The organism is Chloroflexus aurantiacus J-10-fl, assembly GCF_000018865.1.
Taxonomy (GTDB): Bacteria; Chloroflexota; Chloroflexia; order Chloroflexales; family Chloroflexaceae; genus Chloroflexus; species Chloroflexus aurantiacus.
The window spans coordinates 845,611-869,252 of record NC_010175.1 but is presented as its reverse complement, the minus strand read 5'-3'; the positions used below and the strand labels follow the sequence as shown (position 1 = coordinate 869,252).

The window sequence follows — 23,642 nt, the reverse complement described above, 5'->3', positions numbered from 1 at the left end:
AGATTTGGACTATTGCCGCGCACTGGTGTGCGCTGATCGGCAGCGGGGGGACGCATATCGGATCTCCTTGTTGCCTGATTCCTTCTACTACTAAAGAGAGCACGCAATACGTTGTTTTTGGCAGGCAGAGAGAAAACGCATTCCAACCGCTATGGCAAGGAATGCGTTGTCAATATGAATGGGTCAATTGCCGATCCAGGCGTTATGTTAGAAGCTGTGAAGTTCGCGAATGGTGGGATCGTGTTGCAGACGACGAAGGTAGTTTTGTTTGATCTGATACACTTGCTGCACTGTAGGAAATTGTTCTGGTAGTTGTTTGACAATATCTTGTGGTTTGTAACCTTGCATATCCAGAGTGAGAATCAGGAGTTCTTCCTCGGATAAGATTGCACGAATACGTTGCCAGAGAGCAATCTTTAATTCTGGATCACCAGGTTGCGCAGGTAAATGTTCATGTAGATGAGCGAACAAACGTTGGCGCTTCCTCGTGCGCAGTGTTCTTAACACCGTTGTTTGAACGCATTTTTTCCAGTATTTAATGAGTTTCGCCGGATTATCGGTAGCAGTCAGTTCCTCATGGCGTTGCCCGGCCTGATATAATGCGCACAATGCTTCGTGTATGATGCCTTGCAAATCGTCATTATCCAGATCCTCTATTGACCCCAGCTTTACAATGTGTTGGATCCAGGTACGCTGCATGCGTCCGAAAATGACAATGATGTGTTGCCAGGCATCTTGATCACCGGCAAAAGCGCGGCGAAACAGTGCCATACAGTACGGTGATAGTTGTTCGTTGGTTTGACGGAAGACAGTTCGTTCTCGTTCACAACCACAGATGAGCTGCTCAAGGGGGAGGTTGAGTAAACTATCTACACTCATTGTTCAACCTCAGTGCATGGTAAATGACGAAACCCTTCAGATATTTGGCCTGGCCGGGTCTCTCTTAATGGTTACTACTTGTAGTCGTTAGCGGGATCGTGGAGAGTGTAGTATTCGATAATGAAATTTGTATGACAAAACACTGATTGCTATTTTTGCTAAATATTAATGATAGTAGCAGTAAACTGAAAGTTTGTTCGGGGTTCTTAGAGAGGTTAAAATTCTTAGTCTTAATTGCAAGTGAAGGGCAAAGGATAAACCTACACGAGAGGACGTCTCGGAAACGTTACCGGATCATGTGGTTGGATGACACTTCTGGCTATATGTGGAAGTGTGTTTGTCTCCACGGCGAAATCCCGCACCGAATTGGAGACTTTCCGGGTTGCGTGATGCACGTGGTACACGGTTGGGCGTGCGGAAGCATAGCTCCCGCACGCCACCATCTCGTTAAAACCCGGTCGCAGCATCTGACCGGCGATGCCTGGAACGTTCTCTCCTCACCCCGACGCCGTCTCTGTGGAAACTGCGGTAGTTCCATGGGCTGCCAGTGCCGCAGCGATCCGCTCGCCTGCCTGCACACCGCTGGCCCAGGTTTTGGGCACTCCAACGCCGTCGCGGTAGCTGCCGGCAAACTGGATGGTCGGCAGGCGCTGTTCGAGTTGCACGAGGGTGGCAATCCGCTCGCGGTGCCCAAAGGTATACTGGGCAATGGCGGTTCGCCAGCGAGTAACATGGGTGAAGATCGGTTGCCCTCTGATCCCCAGGAGCTGGTGATGATCGCGAATGGCCGCTTCAATCAGTGTTTCGTCACTCCGTTCGGCCAGTTCGGGCCGGATAGCACCACCACTGAGGGTTGTGGTGAGGACATGATCGTGTGGTGCAACGTGCGGGAAGATGCTTGATGTCCAGAGAATGCCGAGGAACTGACGCTGTTCGCTTGAGGGGGCCAGCACACCAAAGCCGCTCAATTCCTGGCTGATCTGGTCACGACGAAAGCCGAGATGTACCACTGCTACCGGCGCATACGGAATGCCGCGTAGGGCACCAGCCGCTCTTTGATCAACCGACTCAATGAGATCAGCCGCCGTAAAGGCTGGGGTGGCGATAATGAGGCTGCGACTGATGAGTGTCTCCGGGCCGTTCACACCATCAATCGTCACTTCCCACCAGGAGTCGCGTGGTTGGAGCTTGACCACGCGCCGTTCTGTCCAGACATTGCCGGCACCCAGGGCTTGCGCCAGAGCGCGTGGCCATTCGGCCAGGCCACCGCGGAAGGTAAAGGTGCGGCTGCGCATCTTTGGCTCACTCACCTGAGTCTTCGGTTTGGGTTTGCTCAGCATGCCGCGCACGATGCTGCCACTGCGCTGGGCCGCTTCCCACAGTGATGGAAAGACTGCCGCAGTCGAGAGCCGTTGCGGATCGCCAGCGTAGACGCCGGCAACAAATGGATCGAGGAGGTGGGCGGTAGCCTCTGCACCAATCCGGCGGGTGAAGAAGGCAGCAACGCTTTCATCGGGATCGGTCGATCCACGGTTGATGAACGGTTCGGCCAGTACCCGCAATTTCCCCCGCCACGAGAGTAATCGCGTGGTAATCAGCCCGACTGGTGAGGTTGGGATTTCAACCGGTGTACCATTGATCAGGATGAACCGCCGTTTGCTACATGGCGCTGCCGGTGTGATCCGCTCGCGCAGACCCAGATCGATCAGTTCCTGCCACAATCGCGCATCGCCGGTACCCACCGTGTTCGGCCCACAATCGAGAATGTAGCCTTCTGGTGTGGTGATGGTCTGGATCACACCGCCAACGCGATTGGTCGACTCGATGACCAGGACCCGATAACCACGCTTGTGGAGCGTGTAAGCCGCAGCTAAACCGGCAATGCCACCGCCAATCACTACACTGTCGTATCCCGCCATCATGTGCGTTTCTCCTCATACTGTGCTCGAGAAGACCGGCCGTTCTGTTGCCTGTTGGAGGTATCGATCAAGTTCCATCGCCAGATTCCGGATAAAGAAGCGCCCGCGCTCGGTGACACGTAACCGGTGTGGTTCGATGGCTACCAGGTCATCGGCTGCGTAGGCGGCAATTCGTTCAATCTCAGGCGCCAGGACATCGCCTAACCGGTCGCCGTAGGGCGGAAGCGCGAGATCGAACGGTACTTCGAGGTTGCACATCAGATGCATAATCGCCTGCCGACGCATCAAATCGTCGTCACTCAAGCGCATGCCGCGAATGATCGGTAGCTGCCCCTCATCAATAGCCCGCTGATAGCGTCCCAAACCGGCATCATTCTGTACATAGCGCCCGGCCAGATCACCGATTGCACTCATCCCGAACCCGATCTGGTGTGGCGCCGGTAAGACAGTGTAGCCCATAAAATTGCGTTGTAACCGGCGCTCTCGGGCAGCGACAGCTAATTCATCACTCGCCAGCGCAAAGTGATCCATCCCGATCCATTCGTAACCAACGGTGGTCAAGGTGTCAATCGCCTGACGAAAGAGCTGAAACTTCTCGTAACCGGTTGGCAACTGCCGGGCATCGACGCGCTTCTGGTTAGGTCTGGCCTGGGGTAAGTGGGCATAGCTGAAGCAGGCAATGCGATCAGGACGCAGATCGATCATAGCCTGTAGTGTCGCCGCAAAGCTGGTTGGTGTCTGATACGGCAGGCCGTAGACCAGATCGATGTTGATACTGCAAAAGCCGGCGTCGCGCGCTGCCTTGACGACGGTTTCGGTCTGGTGGAGAGGTTGGATGCGGCCAATGGCGACCTGGACTGCGGGCGCAATGTCTTGCACGCCAAAGCTGATGCGGTTGAACCCCAGTTCGCGGAAGAGAAAAATCTGTTCACGGCTGCCGATGCGGGGATCGACTTCCAGCGCGACTTCTGCTGCTGGATCGAGCGTGAATGCTGTGCGGAGCATACCCATTAACCGCCGGCTCTGCGCTTCATTCAGAAAATTGGGCGTCCCGCCTCCCCAATGGAGTTGCACCACTCGACGATTGCTCCCTAGCGCTGCGATAACCATACTTAGTTCACGTTCGATCCGGTCGAGATAGTGATCAACAACGTCAGGCCGTCGGGTTGAGGTGGCATTGCAACCGCAGTAGGCGCAGCGTTCAGCACAAAATGGCAGATGAACATAAACGCTGAGCGAGTCATGTGTTACAGCAATGTCGGCTAACGCGGCCAGGTAATCGTCTGCGGTAAAGCTGTTACTCCAATGGGGAACGGTTGGATAACTCGTGTAGCGTGGGCCGGGTCGGTTGTAGCGATCAATGGTTTCGCGGGTGATCTCAACACTCATAACAGCCCCTCTTGATAGTTCATTGTAGTACTGTTTTCAAACTACAGCAACCAGACAAAATACCTCTTCCGCACTTTTCTTTTCAGGCCCATGATAGTTTTCATTTTAGCATGATAGTCAATCTTTTGAATGTTCAGGCAAAAAGCCTCTCGGCAGTAGATTTGCGGTTTCTGCTGATAGAAATGGGTAAAAGTGTAGTTCCTTCTTTGCGATATTGGTTGCGAAAGTGCAACCATCATCTACCGATTTTTCCTGGATGATGGGTGAATCCAATCGCTCAGGGCGTTATGCTAGATGCACCTGTCAGACGGGTAGAAGCCAGAAGCTCTTTTCGTCCATCCACGGTGCAATTGTGTGCTGGAATGAAAACCGTTCCCGCTCAATGGGCGCGTGTGCGTGGTTTGGCAGCAGCCGGGATGCCACACTCACCGTGCGCACGCTCAGGTGCGTATCGTATCGCTTACCCTGCAGGCCGTAGCAACACTCACCATTGGGTGTAATCCCCGCTATTAGAACTTATTTCATAAAAGCTGTGCTATCGTGCTCCCGACCACCGCCTTGCCAATCACCAACGAAAGCCTATCCTGATCCTGGCCTGTTGGCAGAGCGCAGCTTCGGTCATGCCGGCATACGCTGGATTGGTTGCTTTGCCCTTCTGTCATACCTGTGTCGCACTGTTCGGAGTGCGGCAGCCATGCTCACGATCCGGCACGTGGCACGCGGTTGACCCTGCTGGTCACGCGGATGCTGGGTGTGTCTGTCACGATCATAGAGTCGGTCAGGCATGTAATGAGATACCTTCTGGCAAACGTTTTTGAAATAGGTTCTACTATCGGATTTCCAGCCTGATCAAATTGAGTTAGGGTTATCCTCAGCTCTCGCTTCTCATGCTATACTGTGATGCCGCATCTGGGCGGTAATCAATGTGATGGTGAGTTTCATGAAACGTTCTCAACGACGACCAATTCGGCTGAGCGCGTTGCGCTGTATTGCGTATGAGGTGGCGCTCAATGGCTGGCGTATTTTGCGCCGTACTGTTAACGATTTCAGCCTCTGGCGATTAATTGAATACCCCTGGGCAACCAAAGCCCTCGATGTCCGGCGTGGTGATCTGGTGGTCGATATTGGTTCGGGTACGTCATCGTTTCCCCATATGCTGGCCAAGGAGGGGGTAGACGTTGTGGTGCTTGAACTCGATCTTGATCGGGTGCGCTGGCAGAAGCAGAAACGAGCAGCGACGGCCCGCCCCGGTGATGGTCGGTTCTTTCCGCTGGTTGCCAGTGCCACAGCGATGCCGCTGCGCTCTGATTCGGTTGCACGCATTGCTGCGGTCTCTACCCTTGAACATATCCCGGATGATGAGGCGGTTGGGCGCGAGATCGGTCGCGTGTTAGCGCCTGATGGTATTGCTGTTATTACCATCCCGTATACCAGCGGCGAGCGTACCGGCTTCTTCGAGGGCATCCGACGTTTCAAGCGCGTGGCCCGTAACGCTTTTGTCCAGGAAGGTAAAGCCGGTTCCTTTTTCCGTTTCTACAACGAGGCGGATATTCATCGGGTATATGTGCAGCCGGCAGGTTTGCAGATCAGTCCTCTGCGTGGTTTTGGCCGTTCAATTCTCAACTGGCGCTACCATGAAACCCGGCTGACTCGATTCTGGCGTACCTTCATTCTGAAGGATTTACTCCTGGCCTGGATTGTGCACCCACTGGAAGAACGCTTTGATCGCAGTGATCCTCTCTATGTGATGTTTACGCTGCGAAAACCATCCTCAGCCTCCCTCAAACAGTCGGGAACAAAATGACTCCCGCCAGCGTCTTCATCATGGTAAGATGGGTCTGGAAGTGACATCGGCTTATGCGCATTCTGTATATCTTACCGCGCTACGATAGTGCGGCGATGGGTAATCGTATTCACACAGAGGTTATTCACGCCTGGCGTGAGTCAGGAATTACTGCTGAAGTGCTCAGTCTGGCGGCCAATCAGGCGCAACCCACCCGCACGGTTGAAGATGATATTGTTGTGCATCGTCTGCCTTCACGCGGCACGTTTGTGACCCAGGTGGTTAATCGGGTGGTGAATCCACTCTTCTCCTATCCGTATCTGGCGAGTGCAATCGTTGGCTTGCGCCGGTTTTTGGCAACGACGCCGCCATTTGATCTGTGTCACATCGAAACGGCGTTTCCGCTGGGGGTTGCCGCGCTGTTTGCCGGCAGGTATGCTCCACCGTTAGCTGTGACCTTGCCCGGTGCTGATGTGATGGCTGAACCAGAGTACGACTATGGCTATGCCCGGTTTCGGGCGGTACGTGCCTTACTACCGTTGGTGTTCCGGCGTGCTCTGGTGATCCGCGCCGACTCGCCGCAGATTCGCGAGCTGGCCATTGTCCGTGGTGCTCCCGCATCAAAGGTCACAGCAATTCCGTACAACATCACCGAAGATAGTTTTCCGCCTGCTGATATGCCGTTGAGCGAGATGCGTGCGCGCAGTCGCGCAATCATCGCGACTCGTCACGGCCTTGATCCAGAACGTCCGATCATTGTCAGTCTCAATCGTCTCCACCCATTCAAAGGGATCGCGTATCTGGTTGAGGCAGTACCGACAATCCGTGCTGCCGGTCTGGCACCGCAGGTCGTGATTGTCGGACCAAATCGCTCGACGCCACGCTTCGGCGATTACGGAGAATTTCTCCGTCGCCGGGCGCAAGCATTGGGAGTAGCGGCTGATGTTATCTTTACCGGCGCTATTCCCCACCACGATGCCCGCACCTATCTGGCTGGCGCTGATGTCGCTGTCGTTCCCTCGGTCGCCGAGTCGTTTAGTCGGGTTGTGATTGAAGCCTGTGCTGTTGGAACGCCGCCGGTGGTAACCCGCACCACCGGCGCCAGTGCGTATGTGGCGGCAGCACAGGCCGGCATTGTGGTAGAGCCACGTTCCGGGCCGGCTATTGGTGAGGCAATTGTTTCGTTGTTAAAAGATCGGGCTGTATGGCAGGCGTATAGCGCACGTGCCGCAGCACTGGCACCGCAGTTTTCTTCACAGCGGATCGCTACCGAACTGGCCGATCTCTATCGGAACGCCTTACGCAGTAAGGCGTTCCCTGAAACGGTTGCTACTGGCCGCTAAGGTGCGGGTTTTGCCATCCGTCATTGAGGAGGATTTTTCATGGCACAACGAAACCGTCTACTCTCGCTGCTGGCAGTGGCCGCGTCGCTGATCGCGGTGAGTGCTGCCCTGTTCGTCGCCTTTCGTCCCGGTCAGGCCGAGGAGGGTGGGCCGATTTTGCAATATCCCCCTGAGCCACCGGCCCCGACCATCGGCCCGAATCCCACGGTGCCGGCTGGTCTGGCCGCCGGTCCGCAGTTCGTCGCCGATTTTGCGACCGCTGATAGTCTCGCCGCCTGGCAATCCGTCGCCCTCGATTTTGTTTTGCCCGAAGATAGCCCCAACTGGGTTATTGACAATGGCCGTCTACGCCAGGACTTTGCCGGTGAGCTGCGCAACAGCTCGCTGGCTCAGGTCGCCTTGCTGGCTGAGCCTGTGGTGGGCGACGGTGTGGTGCGGGTCAGCTTTTACGACGAGTTTAACGGTGTGGCCGGCATCGTGGCACGCTACCAGGGCGAGGTTGGCTACGAGGCAAACTATTACCGGGTACGCCTGCTGAAGAGGGAGTACGAAGCGACACCGAAATACGTCCTGGAGAAGGTGGTCGATGGGGTAGCCACACCGCTGGCAGCGGTGGAGGGGCCGGGCTTCGCACCGAGCCAGTGGCACGTGATCGAGCTGGAGCTGCGCGGCGGAACGTTACAGGTTCGTCTCGACGGTAAGCTTCTGATGGAGGCAACCGATGGACAGCCGTTGCCAGCCGGACAGGCTGGTGTGTATACCCGTGCCATCGGTGGCATGCTGTTTGATGACTTTATCATCGCCCCGTAAGTAGCACATACCTGAGGAGTAGATCCATGTCGATGCTCGTTCGCACCTTGCTCGTGCCGCTCTGTCTGCTGGCACTTCTTGCCGGCATCTTGCCATCGGCAACGCCATCAGCCGCCCAAAGTGGTGCACGATTATTAGTCGAAACCGTTCTTCCCAACAGCTCAAATCTCAAGCTGCCACAGGTTGCAACCTACGGTGATCAGGTTCATGTCATAGGGATTGCTGAGTCGAGTGGTGCCTCCGAAGGGAAAGCCCGTGTCTGGTCAAAAACCGAGACTGCACTGGCCTTCCCTACCCCGTATACGTTAGGAAACACGTCACGCACGACACTTAATGCCGAGTATATCAACAGCGCCATTGCCACCTCACCGGTTGGTGATGTGTTAACCCTCTGGATCGATCAGGCGGCCAAGGTTATTCGGTTTCGGAAACGTGATGTTGCCGGTAACTGGGGACCCGTCACCGAAGTGACGCGAAACGTCGCTTTTCCGGTACGTCCAGCCATGACTGTCGTGAACGGTGGGAGTCAGAGTGGTCGCATCATTGCGGTTTGGCGTGATGATTTTACCGGCAGTGATGCCTCAATCTATTACACCTTCTCAGATACCGGTGGAGCTTCATGGGCGCCAGTAACCCGTGCTTTTGGTGTGGAAGCGTATCGGGCTGTGGTGCAGCTTGCTTCAGGTACGAATGGCGAGGTTGCCCTGACGTTCACCCGTGATACACCACGACCGCTGCACGTGATGGTGTCAATCTGGCAGGGGAATGGTTTCAGTGTGCCGGTTGATGTCAATCTTGGTGATCCTGCCCCCTATGCCGATAGCAGTGTCGCTATTCACAATGGTACCATCTACGTCGGTTACCGTCACGCCGATAGCGGCATCTTCTACGCCGAGAAAAATATCAATAATCTGTTCGACAATCAACCCTGGTCCACTGCACGTTTGACAGGCGAGAAAGGCGATGGGCAGGTCTCGGTAAGTACCGATCTCTACGGCAATTTACATATCTCCTTCATCAGGACGCCGGGTAGTCGCAGCCAGAATCGGTTAAACTATGCAGTACGCCTAGCCAATGGCACCTTTCTGGGACCGATTGAGTCGGCAAGCTCTGGACCGCTGTTTAACGCCTGGGGTGTCAGCAGTGCAAGTAATGGCTTCTACATGCACGTAGCCCACGAGTTCTTCAATGGTGATACCCCATTTCTCCGCTACGCTCTTTTCCAGGCCCCCGGCTCGCCATTCGGCTCAGATCCGCTCATCGAAGGTGGGGCAGCACGGGTTGGAGGAGACGGCCGCACGTCGGTGAAGGTAACGTTCCCCGGTTTGGGTACAAACCCGCAAAATATCAGTGTACGCTGGCGGTGGGAAGCGCCACCAACTGATACCGAGAATGACTCGGGTGGTTGGGTATTGCTGAGCGAAAACGCAACTGCCAGCACCGAATTGACGGTGCCGATCCCCGCTGCGTTTCTCAATGTCAACGATTGTACACCGCGCACGTTGTACACTCAGTTGCGACGGAATGGCACCGCTTCAGTCATTGATACAACCGAACGCAAGGCGAGTGTGATCATTGATACCAGCGTCGTTGCCACCGCCGGTGTAGCTAATCCGTTGTTGTACGACTCGTCGAGCTGGTATGCCGGTAACTATCGAGTTTACGATCTCGATCCCGGCAGTACACCAGTGTCACAGATATTGCTTTCAGTAACAGATGGCGGTGATTGTTCACAAATCAGTCGGGTGCGCGTTGCCAGTAATGTGGCTGCCCTTGCTGCAACCAGCGATCTTGACGTAGAGGGTACGTTAAACGCGATTATTCCGCTCCCTGGTGTCACCTTCTCGCCACCGTCACCGGATGGTAATTACCCGGTTGTGATAAGAATTTATGACCAGGTAGGTAATTCGCAAACGGTGACCCGTACCATTCGACTTGATCGGACGCCGCCGCAAATGTCGTTGAGCGGAAGTGAGATCATTACCGCTACTGACTCGCCGCTGGGAGACATTCTCCAAGACCTAACGTTCGATCTCTCAACTGCAACGATTACCGAGGCGAACGGTATTCAGGGTGTCTTGATTGCCGTCAGCCCAAGCGCAGTGTCTAATCCAGCTACTGCATCGACCCTGCAATGGATTGAAGCTCCGGTTGACTTCAACGGTGGTCAGTTCACAGTGTCGAGCTGGAGTATGGCGAATGCCCCCGGAGTAACAATGGCAATGACCAGTGTTACTGAACAGACCTTCTATCTCTACATTCGCCTGATTGACCGTGCCGGTAATATTGGTGATGCGGTGGTAGAGACGACGGCAACCAGCACGCTCACGCCTGTCCGAACCTATGTACCCTTAGTAACGCGCTAGTGTTTGTACGTAGGAGATAGAAAATAGGAGATGGTGGTGGTATCACGCGCTTGTACCACCATCACCGTTCGGGGCGGCTACCAGAGCCGCCCCGCTATATTACGACCCTCTGTGTTTTCGGTGTCGCTGTTGTGCCATGCAAACCGCGAAGATACCATACATACCCACTGTGAAGTCCTGATGGCCACCCAGTTGCTACTATTCTCTGTGTCCTCGGTGTCGCTGTGGTGCCATTAAAAACCATAGCCCCTGGATACATTCACTGTGACGTGCTTGCCCAACAGAGGAATACTCCTGTCTTTTTCGCTGCTGTCATCGATTTGAGAATAAACAAGACAAATCCACCAAAATCCCGCGTTACTTTTGGCCGCTCAGAACGGTTTTATACATGAGCAGGAGGGAAAACGGGTGTCTTGTACTACGATACTTTATCGTATCGTTGCCTGAATACAGTTGGCGCAAAAATTTTACCATTTTCAGTACTTTTTCGTTATATCCTATCCCTATCAACATTGCCGGCTACGTTGTACAATGCAGGTAGTCTTCATGTGTAAGGAGGAGTCTACGATGTGGTATCGCCAACCTCACCTGTTACTCACATCACTGCTGTTGGTGATGGTGGCAGTTTTCGGTGGTTTTTGGCTGGCACTCCGTCCCGGTCAAGCCGAGGAGGGTGGACCAATCTTGCAATATCCCCCTGAACCACCGGCCCCGACTATTGGCCCGAATCCAACGGTGCCGGCAGGTTTAGCCACCGGTCCGCTGTTCGTCGCTGATTTTGCTACCACTGATAGCCTCGCCGCCTGGCAATCCGTTGCTCTCGATTTCGTCTTGACCGAAGACACCCCTAATTGGGTCATTGACAACGGACGCCTGCGTCAGGATTTTGCCGGCGAACTGCGCAATAGCTCATTGGCCCAGGTTGCCCTGTTAGCAGCCGCGCCTGTGGTGGGCGATGGCGTGGTGCGGGTCAGTTTTTACGATGAGTTTAATGGCGTGGCCGGCATCGTCGCACGCTATCAGGGTGAGGTCGGTTACGAGGCAAGCTACTACCGGGTACGCCTGTTGAAGAGGGAATACGAAGCGACACCAAAATACGTCCTGGAGAAGGTGGTCGATGGGGTAGCTACACCGCTGGCAACAGTAGAGGGGCCGGGCTTTGCGCCTCGCCAGTGGCACGTGATCGAGCTGGAGCTGCGTGGCGGAATGTTACAGGTTCGTCTCGACGGCAAGCTTCTGATGGAGGTAACCGATGGACAGCCATTGCCTGCCGGGCAGGCTGGTGTCTATACCCGTGCCATCGGCGGGATGCTGTTCGATGATGTTATCATTGCGCCTTAGCCGATTGGATGTGGATAAGGTGAGGCGTGACCATTACTCAATAGAGCAAAATCACCGAACCCATCAGGAGAACGTTCCCATGTTGCGTACAACTTCGCTGATTACTGTTATCTGCTTCATTGTTGTTACGTTGGCCGGGTTGCTCCCTATTCCATCGCAGGCACAAGAAGGGGCCAGCTTCATCCGCGAAATTGATATTGCAGCCAGTAATACCAAATACCCCCAACTGGCTGTTGATGCCAATGGAGTGTATGTTAGTGCAACCGATGGCATTTCTGGCAGTGAAGACGGCACTGTAAAACTGTGGGTCAAGGGTGAAGAAGATGCCGCTTTTCCCGCACCATTATCGCTTGGTACTGTTGCTGCCGGGATTGCCCAGGACTGGGTGCAAACCGCGGTGGCAACTGCACCAACTGGCGAGGTCTACGTGTTGTGGATCGATCAGGTTGCCAAGACGATCAAGTTTCGTCGCCGTGAGCCGGGTGGAGCCTGGAATCCGGCAACATTTGAAATAATGCGTGGTCATATCTTTGCCGTGGAACCTGCAATGGCAGTCCGCACCAACGGCCAGATTGTCGCAGCGTGGCGTGATGATAAAAATATTAACTATGCCTTCTCGAATGATCGTGGCACTACCTGGTCTGCCGTAGGTTCAGTACCAGGTGCACTGGCGTATAAGTCTCAAACGGCAATGGCGGCTGGACCCAATGGTGAGCTGGCAATTACCTTCACTCGCGATACGCCACGTCCATTACACGTCATGGTTTCGCTCTGGACTGGTACAGGTTTTGGAACGCCTGTTGATGTGAACGGTAGCACGTCGGCGGTGTTTGCTGATGCCAGTGTTGCTTTCAGTGCCGATCCGGCACCAAATACGCGAATCGCGGTTGCATTCCGGGGAGCTGATGATGGCATCTTCTTCGCGGAAAAGCTGGTCAGTAATTTCAGTGGCCCCTGGTCGGCTTCTACACTGATCAGCGGAAAAGGTGATGGCCGAGTCAACATTGACTACGACCAGCGTGGGAATCTCCACATGGCATGGATTCGTCAGGGCACCAGCCGAAGTGTCAATCAACTCTTTTATGCCGTCAGGCCGGCGAATCAGGGCTTCTTGCCGGTGGTCAGTGCGCCGACCGTCGCGCCGGTCTTTAATGCGTGGGCTGATGCCCGGGTTGGTGCGCGAAGCTATATGCATGTCGTGCACGAATTCTTCCAGGGTACGGCTCCGCGTCCTCGCTATGCCCTCTTCCAGGCTCCAGGTGCTGCGTTCGGCTCACGCCCGCTCATCGAAAATGATGTTGCAGTGGTTGGTGGCGATAGTAAAGTGACGGTTAATGTGACCTTCCCTGACCTGACCACCTCGAATCTCCCCGATCAGGTGCGCTGGCGCTGGGGAGCACCTCCGACTGATACTGAAAATGACTCTGGTGGATGGCAGCCGTTCAACCCTAGTGGTCCAACCAGTGTGTTGACGGTGCCAATTCCCGAATCCTTGCGTACCGATGCCGGTTGTGTTGAACGTGTTCTCTACACGCAGTTGCGTCGGAGTGAGAATAATCTGATCGATCAGGTTCGCTCTGATGCGGTGATTATCGATGCCGGTGTTCTAGCCAGCGCTACTGTCGGAAACCCCTTCTCGCGCTTGAAGACCTCACCGTTTACCGGCATTACAACCGCTGATACGATTGGAGAAGGTGGGGCCAGTGATGGTCATCCTGACTACACTCGTGTGCCGGCAATCTACGTCGAACTGCGGAGTGTTGGTGATTGTAGTGGACTGCAAAATTTTGCGCTGGCTCCAAACGCAACGGCACTCAATAGCGTGAGTACACTGACCATTAGCGGCAATCGCTTTGCCAATATCCTGCCCTATCCTGATACGGTAGCTGAAGGACCGCTCCCGGTTGTCGTGCGTATGCGTGATACACTGGGCAATTCGATGCATCTTACGCGCACATTGATCTACGATGTCACACCGCCGGTACTCAATGGTGGTACCTTGCAGGTGCAGCCGATCCCGGGCAGTGCAACAATTATCGTGAATCTGGAGTTTAGTAATATTGCTGTAACCGATAATCTCTACCCTGGTCGCGGCTTCTGGGGCGTCTGGCTGGCCAATAGCCGGGTTCCGGTAGCTAATCCGGCAACTGATCCGAGCCTGGTCTGGTTCCCGGTTGCTGCCCCGGGTGACACCAATAGCTTTAACGTGGTCTGGAGTCTGGCTAGTGGCTTGCCGGAAGAACAGCTTACCCCTGGACCTTACTATGTCTATGCTCGCATCCTTGATGGTGCCGGCAATCCGAGTGTCAGCGGTAGCCCGACGACGACTGCTCAGCCCGCTGCGTCAGTCTTGCCCGCAGGTGTCATTACACTCGATCAGGTGACCTTCCCGCAGGTCTACGTGCCGTTACTGAATCGGTAACAGTGCGCTGACAGTGTTTAAAGCGCACAAATGACAGGGGCGCACAGATGTGTGCCCCTGTTATGCTGTATCAGCATACAACCGATAGTAAACACCAGCTCGCGAGACTGGCCTATCCCTATTCCTCGTGCCAGACGACTTTGTTTACCAGTGAACGACGGCGACCGCGTGGCCACTCATGAGCCGCAGGATGCCCAACGTAGAAGAAGCCGAGTAATCGGGTGCCAGGGGTAAATCCGACAACCTCTGCCACGTGCGGGTGTGTCGCACAGGCACCACTCGTCCATTTGCCGGCCAGACCCAGCGCACTGGCCATCAGGTGCATATTCTGGACTGCACAGCCGACGGCAATCAACTCTTCCCATTCGGGTCGCTTCGGATGGGCTTGCATGCCGATTGCAATCCAGACTGACGCCTGCCACACCCGGTTGCGTTGCCCCTCTTCACCGGGACTCCCGGCGGGCAGGTTGGGGTTGAGCAGACGAAATGCTGTACCAAAGGCTTCACTGAGGATTTGGCGTGCAGCACCGCTATAGACCACGAAGCGCCAGGGTTCTGTCTGGCCGTGGCTCGGTGCCCAGTTCGCCGCTTCGAGCATCAGCGTCACCGCCTCTCGTGCAATCGGCTCGGCGGTTAAATCTTGCAGCGCAAAACTGCGGCGATTGGCAATGGCATTGAGCAACAGATGGGGAAGTTCAGCATTGCGTATCGGCACTGGAGCCTCTACCTGAGCGCCGGCTTCCAGATGGTGACGTGCTTTCTGGGCCAGAGCAATGAGTGCCGGTCGAAGCTGTTCCGGGTGGGTGAGTGGTGGCTCAAATGGGATCAGGACGCTCGTTGTTCGTTCGTCGCCACTGACCTGTATCTCAATACCACCTGCTTCGAGGCGCGTTATCAGCGCTTGTTTGGCCCAGGCTATACCGGCCAGGCCACGAGCGTAGGCCAGTACAGCATCGGCGTGATCGCTATTCATGTGTTCGATTGCTGCCGCAGCAATCGGCGCAATCGGATCGGGCATCATGGTCATAGTCTCCTCTGCTTTTCTGTCTGATCGTCACGAATGGGCGATTACGTAGCGCTGTTGCTCACGTCGCTGCAAGTACTCGGCCAGATAATAACTGCCAATCACAAAGACCGCTGCTGCTGCTTGCAGACCAATCCCTTCCCAGGTAGGATACAACCCAAACCAGAATCCCGTCCAGTAGGGCAGGTCGAGCCAGCGAATCGGATGCAGCGGTAGCCAGCCGATCACCTGCAAGACATTGACCGTGTGACCAACCATTTGCAACAGCACTGCCCCAATCAGAATCCCGGTAACAATCAGCATCTTCTTGTGGGGCAGCTTTGCCTGCATAACAAAGACGGCCAGTCCCACGAACAGGGTGAGTGTCAGGCCGATACCGACACCAGCCAGAACAGTTGTAATGGAGCCTTCGAGGGTCAGTGCCTGCAAAAAGAGCACCGTCTCAAATCCTTCACGGTAGATACTGGCGAACCCCAACGTGATCAGGCCGAGCCATTGACCGGTTTGTCCACCGAGAATATGCTTTTTCTGCTGGTGGAAGGATGCCATCCAGTCTTTCCAGTAGACATCGTGAAAGAACCAGTTGGTGATCAAGAGCAAGACGGCAATTGCAATCAAGGAAACGATAGCCTCCAGCGTCTCACCCAGCCGGGCCATCGCCATTAATGCACTCTGCGCCAGAATCCACGTCAATACGGTTGCCAGCATCGCTACGCCGGCACCGATCCAGAGGGGGCGGCGGAAACGGCGTTGTCCTGGCGCTTTGAGACTACCCATCAGCGACGCCAGAATAAGTACTGCCTCAAGCCCTTCGCGGAAGACAATCACTGCTGCGTTGGTTGTGATCGCCAGTGGGGCATTGCTCCCGGCCAGTGCCTGTTCGGCTTCGGCTAATGCCTGGTCGAGCGCGGCACGGGTGGCGGCAATCTCAGCCGGACTTGCCCGTTGCTCGATGAGATAGGCCAGACCTTTGTGGTCATTCTGTCCGTACCAGAAATAGCCCTCGATAATCGGTTTGTACTGAGGAGCGAAGGCGATCAGCTTGGCTTCCGGGCCAATCTCCATAATCGCGTAGGCTTCCAGACGCGCCGATTCGGCAAGTGCATACTCGCCGGCACGTACTGCCTGTTCCATCTGATCAAGAGCTGACCGAATCACATCGAAGTCAGCACCGCTGGTTTGCTTTTGCCATTCGGGTGGCAAGAGAGTGCGTAAATCGCTGAGCAGCGCTTCTGTCGTTGAGCGAATTGTCGCTGGTTCGGCAATCTCCGTGCGGTTGCCGGTGTTGGCCAATGCGTTACCCAGCTCTGTGAAACGAGCGGCAACCGTGGTGGTCAGATCGGGATTGCGCTGTTCGAGCAGATCACGCAGGTCGCTAAAGGCAGCCATCGCACCGGCGTGAAAGGTGATCGCTTCGCGAATCTCTAAATCGACGGTAACCTGACCGTTTCGCACCCCTCGCTCGTACTCAATCGGCACGAGTTGCAAAAAGCGCAGCATTTGACCGCTCCGTCGCACCTGTTCGGCAGGGCTGAGTGGTGCAGCACGAAAGCCACGCAGAAGGTCTTGCACCTCTGCCAGCAGTGATGCAATCGGTTCACCGCGGTACGCTGCCTCTTGCAATGCGGCAAAGGCTGCCTGTGCTCTCATCGCTGCCGCTTCGCCACGCTGTTCAGCATAAGCAGGAGTCAGAATGGCGAAGTAGCCGGCGGCCAGCGCTGCTGTTTCAGCACGCCGGCTGGGAAAGCCTTGCTGATCGGCGGCGATGAGTGCCTGAAGTGCTTCATTGAGCCGGGCCTGATACGTGTCGAGCAGATCGGCGTTCACTGCGGCCAGCGCCTCCTCGGTTGAAAGCGCGCCGTTCGCGGCGGCGTATACCGCTTTCGTGGCATCGGCATTCGGGCGAGCAAACCGATTGGCATGGCGAAATTCACGCACTACCAGCCATTGTCGGGCGGTGAGTGTATCACCTTCGTGCAAAGCACCGCTCACCACGCCGTACCCACCGTTCAGAAGTGCCGTCCAGATTTGGGCGCGTGCCATTGCAAAACCGGGCATATCGGCAGTAGCCAGCGCATTTCCGGCAGCACGAAATCCGGCACGGATAGCGCTGTCTGCGCTGGTATTGTAGTGACCGATGGTTGGTGCCAGGGCGGTGTATTCGCCGTACAGTTCGTTCAAGTGTGCCTGGGCAGTTGTGGGATCGCCGGCTTCGTGGAGTTGAATGGATACCAGGGTCGCTCGAATATGCTCGGCGATCTGACCGGGTGATCGGGTTTGCGCTGATACTGTCGGTGCAATCAGGGCGAGAGCTATTCCCATCAGAGCCAGCAATATCAGTCCGTAGCGGGTAGTGGCACATACCGGCTTGAGCTTCATACAGGAACCTTCCTGATTCTCTGGCTGAACGTCTATCGGAATATTTGGCGCAGGCATGACCTGCGCCACCAGGCTTTCTCAGATAAGCGCGTGCAGGGCTTATTCCGCCAGGGTGACCCCAAGGGCGCCGGCCATCTGGCTGATCTGACCGGTAATGGCAGTGGCCCGATTTTGCGCCTCAGCGCCTAGCGTGTCCGCCTCTTCCGGGCTAAAGCGTCGCCCATTGCGCTCTTGCGTGTAAATATCGGCCACAAAGGCGCGCAGATCACGCAGACCGGTTGCGATCTGCTCTGCCTGGGCAGGATCGACCGCCTCTACCCGTGGGCGCACTTGCGCATAGACAACCTCAAGCCCGCTTAGAATATCTTGAATATCGGCCAGACGCGAAATGACATTAAAATCACGCTGCGTTGAAGCGTCACCCAGGACAAAGCGCGAATCGCGCCACGAAGCAAAGTATTCGCTCATAGTAGGAACCATCACCACCAGCGCGGTAAAGGCATCCGATTCGGTTGGTGTCCAGTTCTGTGCGGTGCTATCCAGATCGTTCGCCATTTGGGCCAGCAGATCGGCACTGGCTTTCAACACATTGGCATCGGGCAGGGTTTCGCCGAATTCAATCGTGCCATCGCCGTTCCAATCCGCGCTAACCGGCGCGGCAAAAGCCGGATCAGTACCCCATAGCGTGCTTTCAGTCACACCAAACAGGTTTCCTGGCTTGGGCAGGGTGCGTCCATCGGGCAAGACGAGGTCGAAAGAGACCGCGTTTTCAGGGTCTTCACTGCCGGCGGCACCGGCATCGAGATCAACGTCGAATTGAGCGAGTGCCGGTGTACCGGCGACGATACCTTCCATCTTCTCGTAGATTGGGCTGGCAGTAATCCACGCTTCACGAGCTGCGTTAAGGGCTGCAATCACCTCACGCTGCTGGTTTTGCCAGAGGCTGGCATAGTCAAAATTGGTCGCCTGCGCAAGGTCGTAGTAACGGTTACTGGCTGTTTGCAGGTCAGCGGTAGCCGTGACCAGCGCACGTGTCTGGCCGAGCAGATAATCTTTGATGCCGCTGAGGTTGCTGGTGACGGGAGCGGTAGTGGGGGTTGGTGTGGTGACAGCGCTACATCCGCTGAACAACACAATCCACACCACGAGCAAGGCAAGCCGTAACTGGCGCGCCATAGTTCCTCCTTTGTATTCGACAGGACACAGGCATCTGGGGTTTGCTCTTCATCGAGCACGTGTGAATGTTTGCGGTTAGCATACTCTAATAAAAGAAGTTTGTCAACTTAAAACAACAAAAATCCCTTTACCTTATTCCTGTCAGCAAAAACAGCGCTTCGAGCGTGTCTGACGATTCGTCGTACAATAGCAGCGGGCAGCCGTGGTGCTGTCGGAGGAAGATATATCAAAAGAATCTACAATCAGGAGTAGCGGGACGTATGCGCACGTTTTTTGCCGGCCGCGACCTGGGACCACTGGTCATTATTCTCATGTTTCTTATCCTCTTGCCATTTAGCCTGCCGCGCATTGCGCTGAGCGATGAGGTGCAGTATTACGCCTATCTGCGTTCGTTCTACTTTGATCGTGATCTCAATTTTTACAATGAGTATCAGCACTTTGCCGAGATTGGCTTGAAAAACGATGATCCGGCAGTATCTAATGCGCTGCTACGTTCTGATGATGCGAATCCCAATCCGGTAACCGGTAAGCTACGCAACGTGGCGCCGATTGGCTCGGCGTTGCTGTGGGCACCGGGTTTTGTGGTTGCCGATCTGTGGGTGCAGATAGCAAATGCGGGCGGGGCGGCAATTCCGCGTGATGGCTATAGTCAGCCGTACATCGTTGCCGTTTGTCTGATGTCGGCGCTGTACAGCTTGCTTGGGCTGTTATTGACCTATCGTCTGGCCCGCATCTACACCGGCCAGTTGCCGGCCCTGATCGCGACCATCGCCGTGTTTTTGAGTACACCACTGGTCTTTTACACCTATCTTGCGATGGCCTGGTCGCATGCCAATGGCTTTTTTCTCTTTACCCTCTTCCTTACGATCTGGATGCGGGGTCGCGAAGGCAATCTTGGCCTCAGCGATGGCCAACGCCACTGGAGTGTCTGGCTGGCACTGGGTGTCGTGGCCGGTTTGATGGTGATGACCCGCGAGCAGTTAGGTTTGCTGCTCCTCATCCCCGCCGTTGAGGCACTGGCGGCCTACATTGGTGCCCTGCGCCGTCGGCAATGGTCGCTGCTGCGCAGGCTGTTTGCCGGTCATCTCCTGTTTCTTGCCGTCTTTGTTGTATCCATCACACCGCAACTGGCGACCTACTGGGTGCTCAATGGGCGGATTGGCCCCTCTTCAACCGTGGGTGGTAAACTGGCGTTCGTGCAATTGGGACCATTACCGATCCTGGTGAGTCCCCGCTTTTGGGATACGCTGATCCATCCGGCTCACGGTGCGCTGCTCTGGAGTCCAATCCTGTTTCTGGCCTTGGCCGGTCTCGCCTGGCTATTTCGCCGCGATGGCCCGTTGGCTTTACTGCTACTGATCGGTTTTCTCGGTCAGGTATATATCAATGGTGCATTCGGCACCACCTGGCACCTGAGCGGCTCATTTGGTTTTCGGCGCCTGATTGAATGCACGCCGATCTTCGTCTTGGGGTTATCGGCACTGCTGGCCTGGTTACAGCCACGGCTGGGGTGGAAGCCACTGGTTGTTGGCGCTGCGCTGTTTGTGGCCTGGAATGTAGGTCTGATTGCGCAGTGGACGTTCGTTAGAACCGAGTTGCGACGTGGTTTGATTTGGGATGATATGCTCTGGTATCAGCTTCAGGTACCGTTGCAGATACTAAGTCGTCTGGGCGATATTTTGTTCAACCGCTGCCGTCTGACGACCAATTGCTGAAGCTGGTAGTGTCATCGGTCTGGGTGAAGGGATTGGGCGCGGCAGCATCGTTGCTGCCGGTGTCCGACAGATCAGGGTCGGGCTGCCGGAAATATGGCCGCTACCTCGCATGTGGAGTCAGTCTTTGAGGTTGCTCCCCAGTATCCTCTGCACGTGCCTACAGCGCGTGCTGCTGTTCACGGGTGGTGGCCAAATGACCGAGATGGCACGCCTCGCTCAGGCTCACCAGGTAGGGCAGATCATCACCGTATTCAATCACGCTGATGCTGGCGTTGGTAACCCAGATGCGATTGATGCGATCCATATTCATTCCCAGAGCATCGGCAACCAGAATCTTAACGATGACATCGTGGGTACTGATCAAGACCGTCTGTCCGGCGTGTTGGACACAAATCCGCTCGCGGAAGTCGAGTACCCGCTTGAGTACGTTCGAGAAGCTCTCGCCACCCGGCATCTGCGAACGGGTGGGATGCTGCCGCCATTCGCGCAGACCATCGGCGTAACGCTCCAGAATCTCGTGCAGATACTTCCCTTCCCATTCTCCGTGGTTGATCTCAAGCAGCGCGTCGTCGTAGATGATCTCAAGACCGGGATGGTGGGCTACAATCGCCTGCGCAGTGTGGGCTGCGCGTTGCAGGCGGCTGCTATACACAACGTCAATCTTTTCGTGTCGTAAACGCTCACCCAACGCTGCTGCCTGCTTGCGCCCCAATTCAGAGAGTGGCGCGTCCTGCTGGCCCTGATAACGGTTGATCCGGTTCCATTCACTCTCGCCGTGGCGAACAATGATCAGTCGCATACGCTTCATTACCTCACTGTGGAAGAAGTAGTTTTTGCAAGCGCCATTATAGCCGAGATGGTATCATTCGCGGCTGAGGATAGTCGCTGTCTGAACGAGGAAGAAACCTATGGCTGCGCCGATTGATCGGAGTACCCGCCGTCTCATTGCCGCCTTTCGCTATGCCTTTGCCGGGATCGGTCATCTGGTGCGTACCCAGCGTAACGTGCAGATTCATCTTTTGATCGGCGCGATTGCAGTCGCATTGGGTGTGACCTTACGTATTGCGCATTGGGAATGGGTGGTATTGACGCTGACGATTGGCCTGGTGCTGGCGGCTGAAGGCTTTAATACTGCCATTGAGGCGACCGTTGATTTAGCGACTCGTGATCGTCATCCGCTGGCCCGGATTGCGAAAGATGTGGCAGCCGGCAGTGTGTTGATCTGTGCGCTGACCGCGGTGGTGGTCGGAGTGCTGATCTTCGGGCCACGCCTCTGGGCACTCTGGCTGATTCTGAGTACGTGAAGCCGGTTTGCTCACCTCTTGGTCTCGAAACCGGGGTATACTACACTTACTGCTGCGTTGTTCGCACGAGTTTCTGCCTGTAGATAGCTGGTGTTCTCATGTGGCCACTTGTTCGCCAGGCCCGTCATCTTGGACGCTACCGCGAAATTGCTCAGGTGCTGGTGCATCACGGTTTTGGCTATCTGGTCGATCAGCTTGGGTTGAGTGGGCTGTTGTCGTTGCCCCGCCGGGTCATTTTGCGGGCACCGGCACCGCCACCACTCGGTAGTGCAGCCCGGCTGCGCGAGGCGCTGATCGAGCTGGGGCCGACGTTCGTCAAGCTGGGCCAGGCTTTGAGCACTCGTCCCGATCTTCTTCCAGCCGATGTGGTTGCCGAGCTGAGTAAGTTGCAGGATACGGTGCCGCCGTTTCCCGGCGATCAGGCGGTGGCCCTGATCGAAGCAACCTTTAATCGGCCACTTGATCAACTGTTTATTGCCTTTGATCGTCAGCCCTTTGCCGCTGCCTCGCTTGGTCAGGTACACGCTGCCGTTCTGCCTGATGGAACGCAGGTGGTGGTCAAGGTGCAACGCCCGGATATTGCCTCGCGCATTCAGACCGATCTGGCAATCCTGGCCGATCTGGCAACACTGGCACAGGAACGTCTGGCCTTCGCCGCCCAATACAACCTGAGCGAGATTGTGTGGGAGTTTAGCGCCATGTTGCGCGCCGAGCTTGATTACGTCCGTGAAGGGCGCAATGCCGAGCGCTTCCGCCAGATGTTTTGCACAAATCCGCATATCTATATTCCGCGGGTGTATTGGGAATATACCGGTAGCCGTATCTTGACCACGGAGCGGATTGTTGGGGTTAAGCTAAACGATATGGCAGGATTGCGTGCTGCCGGGGTTGACATGTCGCGCCTGGCGCGGGCAAGCCTTGATATTACGCTGGAAGAGATTTTTACCCACGGTTTCTTTCACAGCGATCCCCATCCGGGCAACTTCTTCGTACTCGATGGTGACGTATTGGGAGTAGTTGATTTCGGGCAGGTAGGCACGCTTGATCACGCCACGATGCAGGGCTTGCTCTGGCTGATGGGTGCGCTGGTCAATCACGATAGTCAGGGGCTGCTCAGATCACTCGAACGCCTGGAAGTCATACCCCGGCGAGCGGCAAATCTGGCGTTGCGTCGCGATCTGGAACGGTTCGTCGAGGGATTTGTGGATCGGCCCCTCGGCCTGATTTCGGCCCGCGAGACATTCGATGGCCTCACCACACTCCTACGGCGGCACCGTTTAACCATTCCCGGCCCTCTGGCCACGTTGCTCAAGACCATTGTGATGATGGAGGGGTTGGGGATGCAACTTGATCCGAACCTGAATGTCTTCGCTGCCGCCCGCCCGTACATTCAGCGCGCCCTTCGTGAGCAGATGAATCCAACCGCCCTCGGCGCTCAGGCGCTGGCAGGTGGTCGTGAATTGGGTGAACTGGCGTTTGATCTACCCATCCAGATCAGTCAAACTCTCCAACACCTCAACGATGGCGAGTTGCGCATTCAAACCCGCGAGCTTGAATTGCGCCGACTGGCCGCTGCGTTGATCGGTGCTGCCAATCGGCTGGCACTGGCGCTGGTTGTTGCAGCGTTTATCGTAGGGGTAGCAGCATTGGTCATTGCAATGCGTGCTTTGGACTGGTATGGCGTGTTGCCGTGGACACTGTTGTTCATCGGGATTGGTGGCGTGATCACCGGCGGAATTATGTTGACGCTGGCGTTGCTACGTCGCGAATGAGGTGAGTGACCGGTAGTAGT

16 protein-coding genes are annotated in these 23,642 nt (G+C 55.7%); 9 read left to right on the top strand and 7 right to left on the bottom strand.

Going from position 1 to position 23,642, the window contains the following annotated elements; all coding sequences use genetic code 11:
* Window positions 1-207: 207 nt before the first annotated feature.
* The 3 genes from CAUR_RS03360 to hemN all read right to left on the bottom strand — a co-directional run bounded on the left by CAUR_RS03360 (window position 208) and on the right by hemN (window position 4,187).
* The gene (locus tag CAUR_RS03360; RefSeq protein ID WP_012256542.1) at window positions 208-879 is read right to left on the bottom strand and encodes a hypothetical protein; all 672 of its coding nucleotides are present in this window, start codon (window positions 877-879) and stop codon (window positions 208-210) included.
* A 497-nt stretch (window positions 880-1,376) separates the two neighbouring features.
* Window positions 1,377-2,801 carry a protoporphyrinogen oxidase gene (gene hemG, locus CAUR_RS03355; protein WP_012256541.1) on the bottom strand — a complete coding sequence of 475 codons (1,425 nt, stop codon included), beginning with the start codon at window positions 2,799-2,801 and terminating at the stop codon, window positions 1,377-1,379.
* A 12-nt stretch (window positions 2,802-2,813) separates the two neighbouring features.
* Complete coding sequence (hemN, locus tag CAUR_RS03350; protein WP_012256540.1) at window positions 2,814-4,187, bottom strand: oxygen-independent coproporphyrinogen III oxidase; 1,374 nt, start codon at window positions 4,185-4,187, stop codon at window positions 2,814-2,816.
* 940 nt (window positions 4,188-5,127) lie between these two features.
* On the opposite strand from hemN, the gene CAUR_RS03345 reads away from it, so the two are divergent.
* From CAUR_RS03345 to CAUR_RS03320, 6 genes are all read left to right on the top strand, one after another.
* Complete coding sequence (locus CAUR_RS03345; protein WP_012256539.1) at window positions 5,128-5,991, top strand: class I SAM-dependent methyltransferase; 864 nt, start codon at window positions 5,128-5,130, stop codon at window positions 5,989-5,991.
* 53 nt (window positions 5,992-6,044) lie between these two features.
* Window positions 6,045-7,313 carry a glycosyltransferase family 4 protein gene (locus CAUR_RS03340; protein WP_012256538.1) on the top strand — a complete coding sequence of 423 codons (1,269 nt, stop codon included), beginning with the start codon at window positions 6,045-6,047 and terminating at the stop codon, window positions 7,311-7,313.
* Window positions 7,314-7,352: 39 nt separating this feature from the next.
* Window positions 7,353-8,123, top strand: coding sequence for a LamG domain-containing protein (locus CAUR_RS03335; protein WP_012256537.1), 771 nt, complete (start codon window positions 7,353-7,355; stop codon window positions 8,121-8,123).
* Window positions 8,124-8,149: 26 nt separating this feature from the next.
* Complete coding sequence (locus CAUR_RS03330; protein ID WP_012256536.1) at window positions 8,150-10,489, top strand: flagellar hook protein FlgE; 2,340 nt, start codon at window positions 8,150-8,152, stop codon at window positions 10,487-10,489.
* A 567-nt stretch (window positions 10,490-11,056) separates the two neighbouring features.
* On the top strand, window positions 11,057-11,830 hold the full coding sequence (locus tag CAUR_RS03325) for a LamG domain-containing protein (RefSeq protein ID WP_012256535.1): 774 nt from the start codon (window positions 11,057-11,059) through the stop codon (window positions 11,828-11,830).
* A 79-nt stretch (window positions 11,831-11,909) separates the two neighbouring features.
* Window positions 11,910-14,252, top strand: coding sequence for a sialidase family protein (locus tag CAUR_RS03320; protein WP_012256534.1), 2,343 nt, complete (start codon window positions 11,910-11,912; stop codon window positions 14,250-14,252).
* 118 nt (window positions 14,253-14,370) lie between these two features.
* Here the strand turns inward: CAUR_RS03320 and CAUR_RS03315 are convergent, their stop codons facing one another.
* From CAUR_RS03315 to CAUR_RS03305, 3 genes are all read right to left on the bottom strand, one after another.
* On the bottom strand, window positions 14,371-15,279 hold the full coding sequence (locus tag CAUR_RS03315; RefSeq protein WP_242605044.1) for a nitroreductase family protein: 909 nt from the start codon (window positions 15,277-15,279) through the stop codon (window positions 14,371-14,373).
* A gap of 27 nt (window positions 15,280-15,306) precedes the next feature.
* Window positions 15,307-17,655 (bottom strand): FTR1 family protein, encoded by a 2,349-nt coding sequence (locus CAUR_RS03310; protein ID WP_012256532.1) that lies wholly within the window; start codon window positions 17,653-17,655, stop codon window positions 15,307-15,309.
* 99 nt (window positions 17,656-17,754) lie between these two features.
* Entirely contained in the window at window positions 17,755-18,831 is a 1,077-nt protein-coding gene (locus CAUR_RS03305; protein WP_012256531.1) for an EfeM/EfeO family lipoprotein, read from the bottom strand.
* Window positions 18,832-19,091: 260 nt separating this feature from the next.
* Here CAUR_RS03305 and CAUR_RS03300 point away from each other — a divergent pair, with 260 nt between their 5' ends.
* Window positions 19,092-20,546, top strand: coding sequence for a glycosyltransferase family 39 protein (locus CAUR_RS03300; protein WP_012256530.1), 1,455 nt, complete (start codon window positions 19,092-19,094; stop codon window positions 20,544-20,546).
* Window positions 20,547-20,703: 157 nt separating this feature from the next.
* On the opposite strand, the gene CAUR_RS03295 is transcribed toward CAUR_RS03300, so the two are convergent.
* The gene (locus CAUR_RS03295) at window positions 20,704-21,345 is read right to left on the bottom strand and encodes a histidine phosphatase family protein (RefSeq protein WP_012256529.1); all 642 of its coding nucleotides are present in this window, start codon (window positions 21,343-21,345) and stop codon (window positions 20,704-20,706) included.
* Between the two features lie 109 nt (window positions 21,346-21,454).
* On the opposite strand from CAUR_RS03295, the gene CAUR_RS03290 reads away from it, so the two are divergent.
* Complete coding sequence (locus CAUR_RS03290) at window positions 21,455-21,850, top strand: diacylglycerol kinase family protein (protein WP_012256528.1); 396 nt, start codon at window positions 21,455-21,457, stop codon at window positions 21,848-21,850.
* 98 nt (window positions 21,851-21,948) lie between these two features.
* The gene (locus CAUR_RS03285) at window positions 21,949-23,622 is read left to right on the top strand and encodes an ABC1 kinase family protein (RefSeq protein ID WP_012256527.1); all 1,674 of its coding nucleotides are present in this window, start codon (window positions 21,949-21,951) and stop codon (window positions 23,620-23,622) included.
* Window positions 23,623-23,642: the final 20 nt, after the last annotated feature.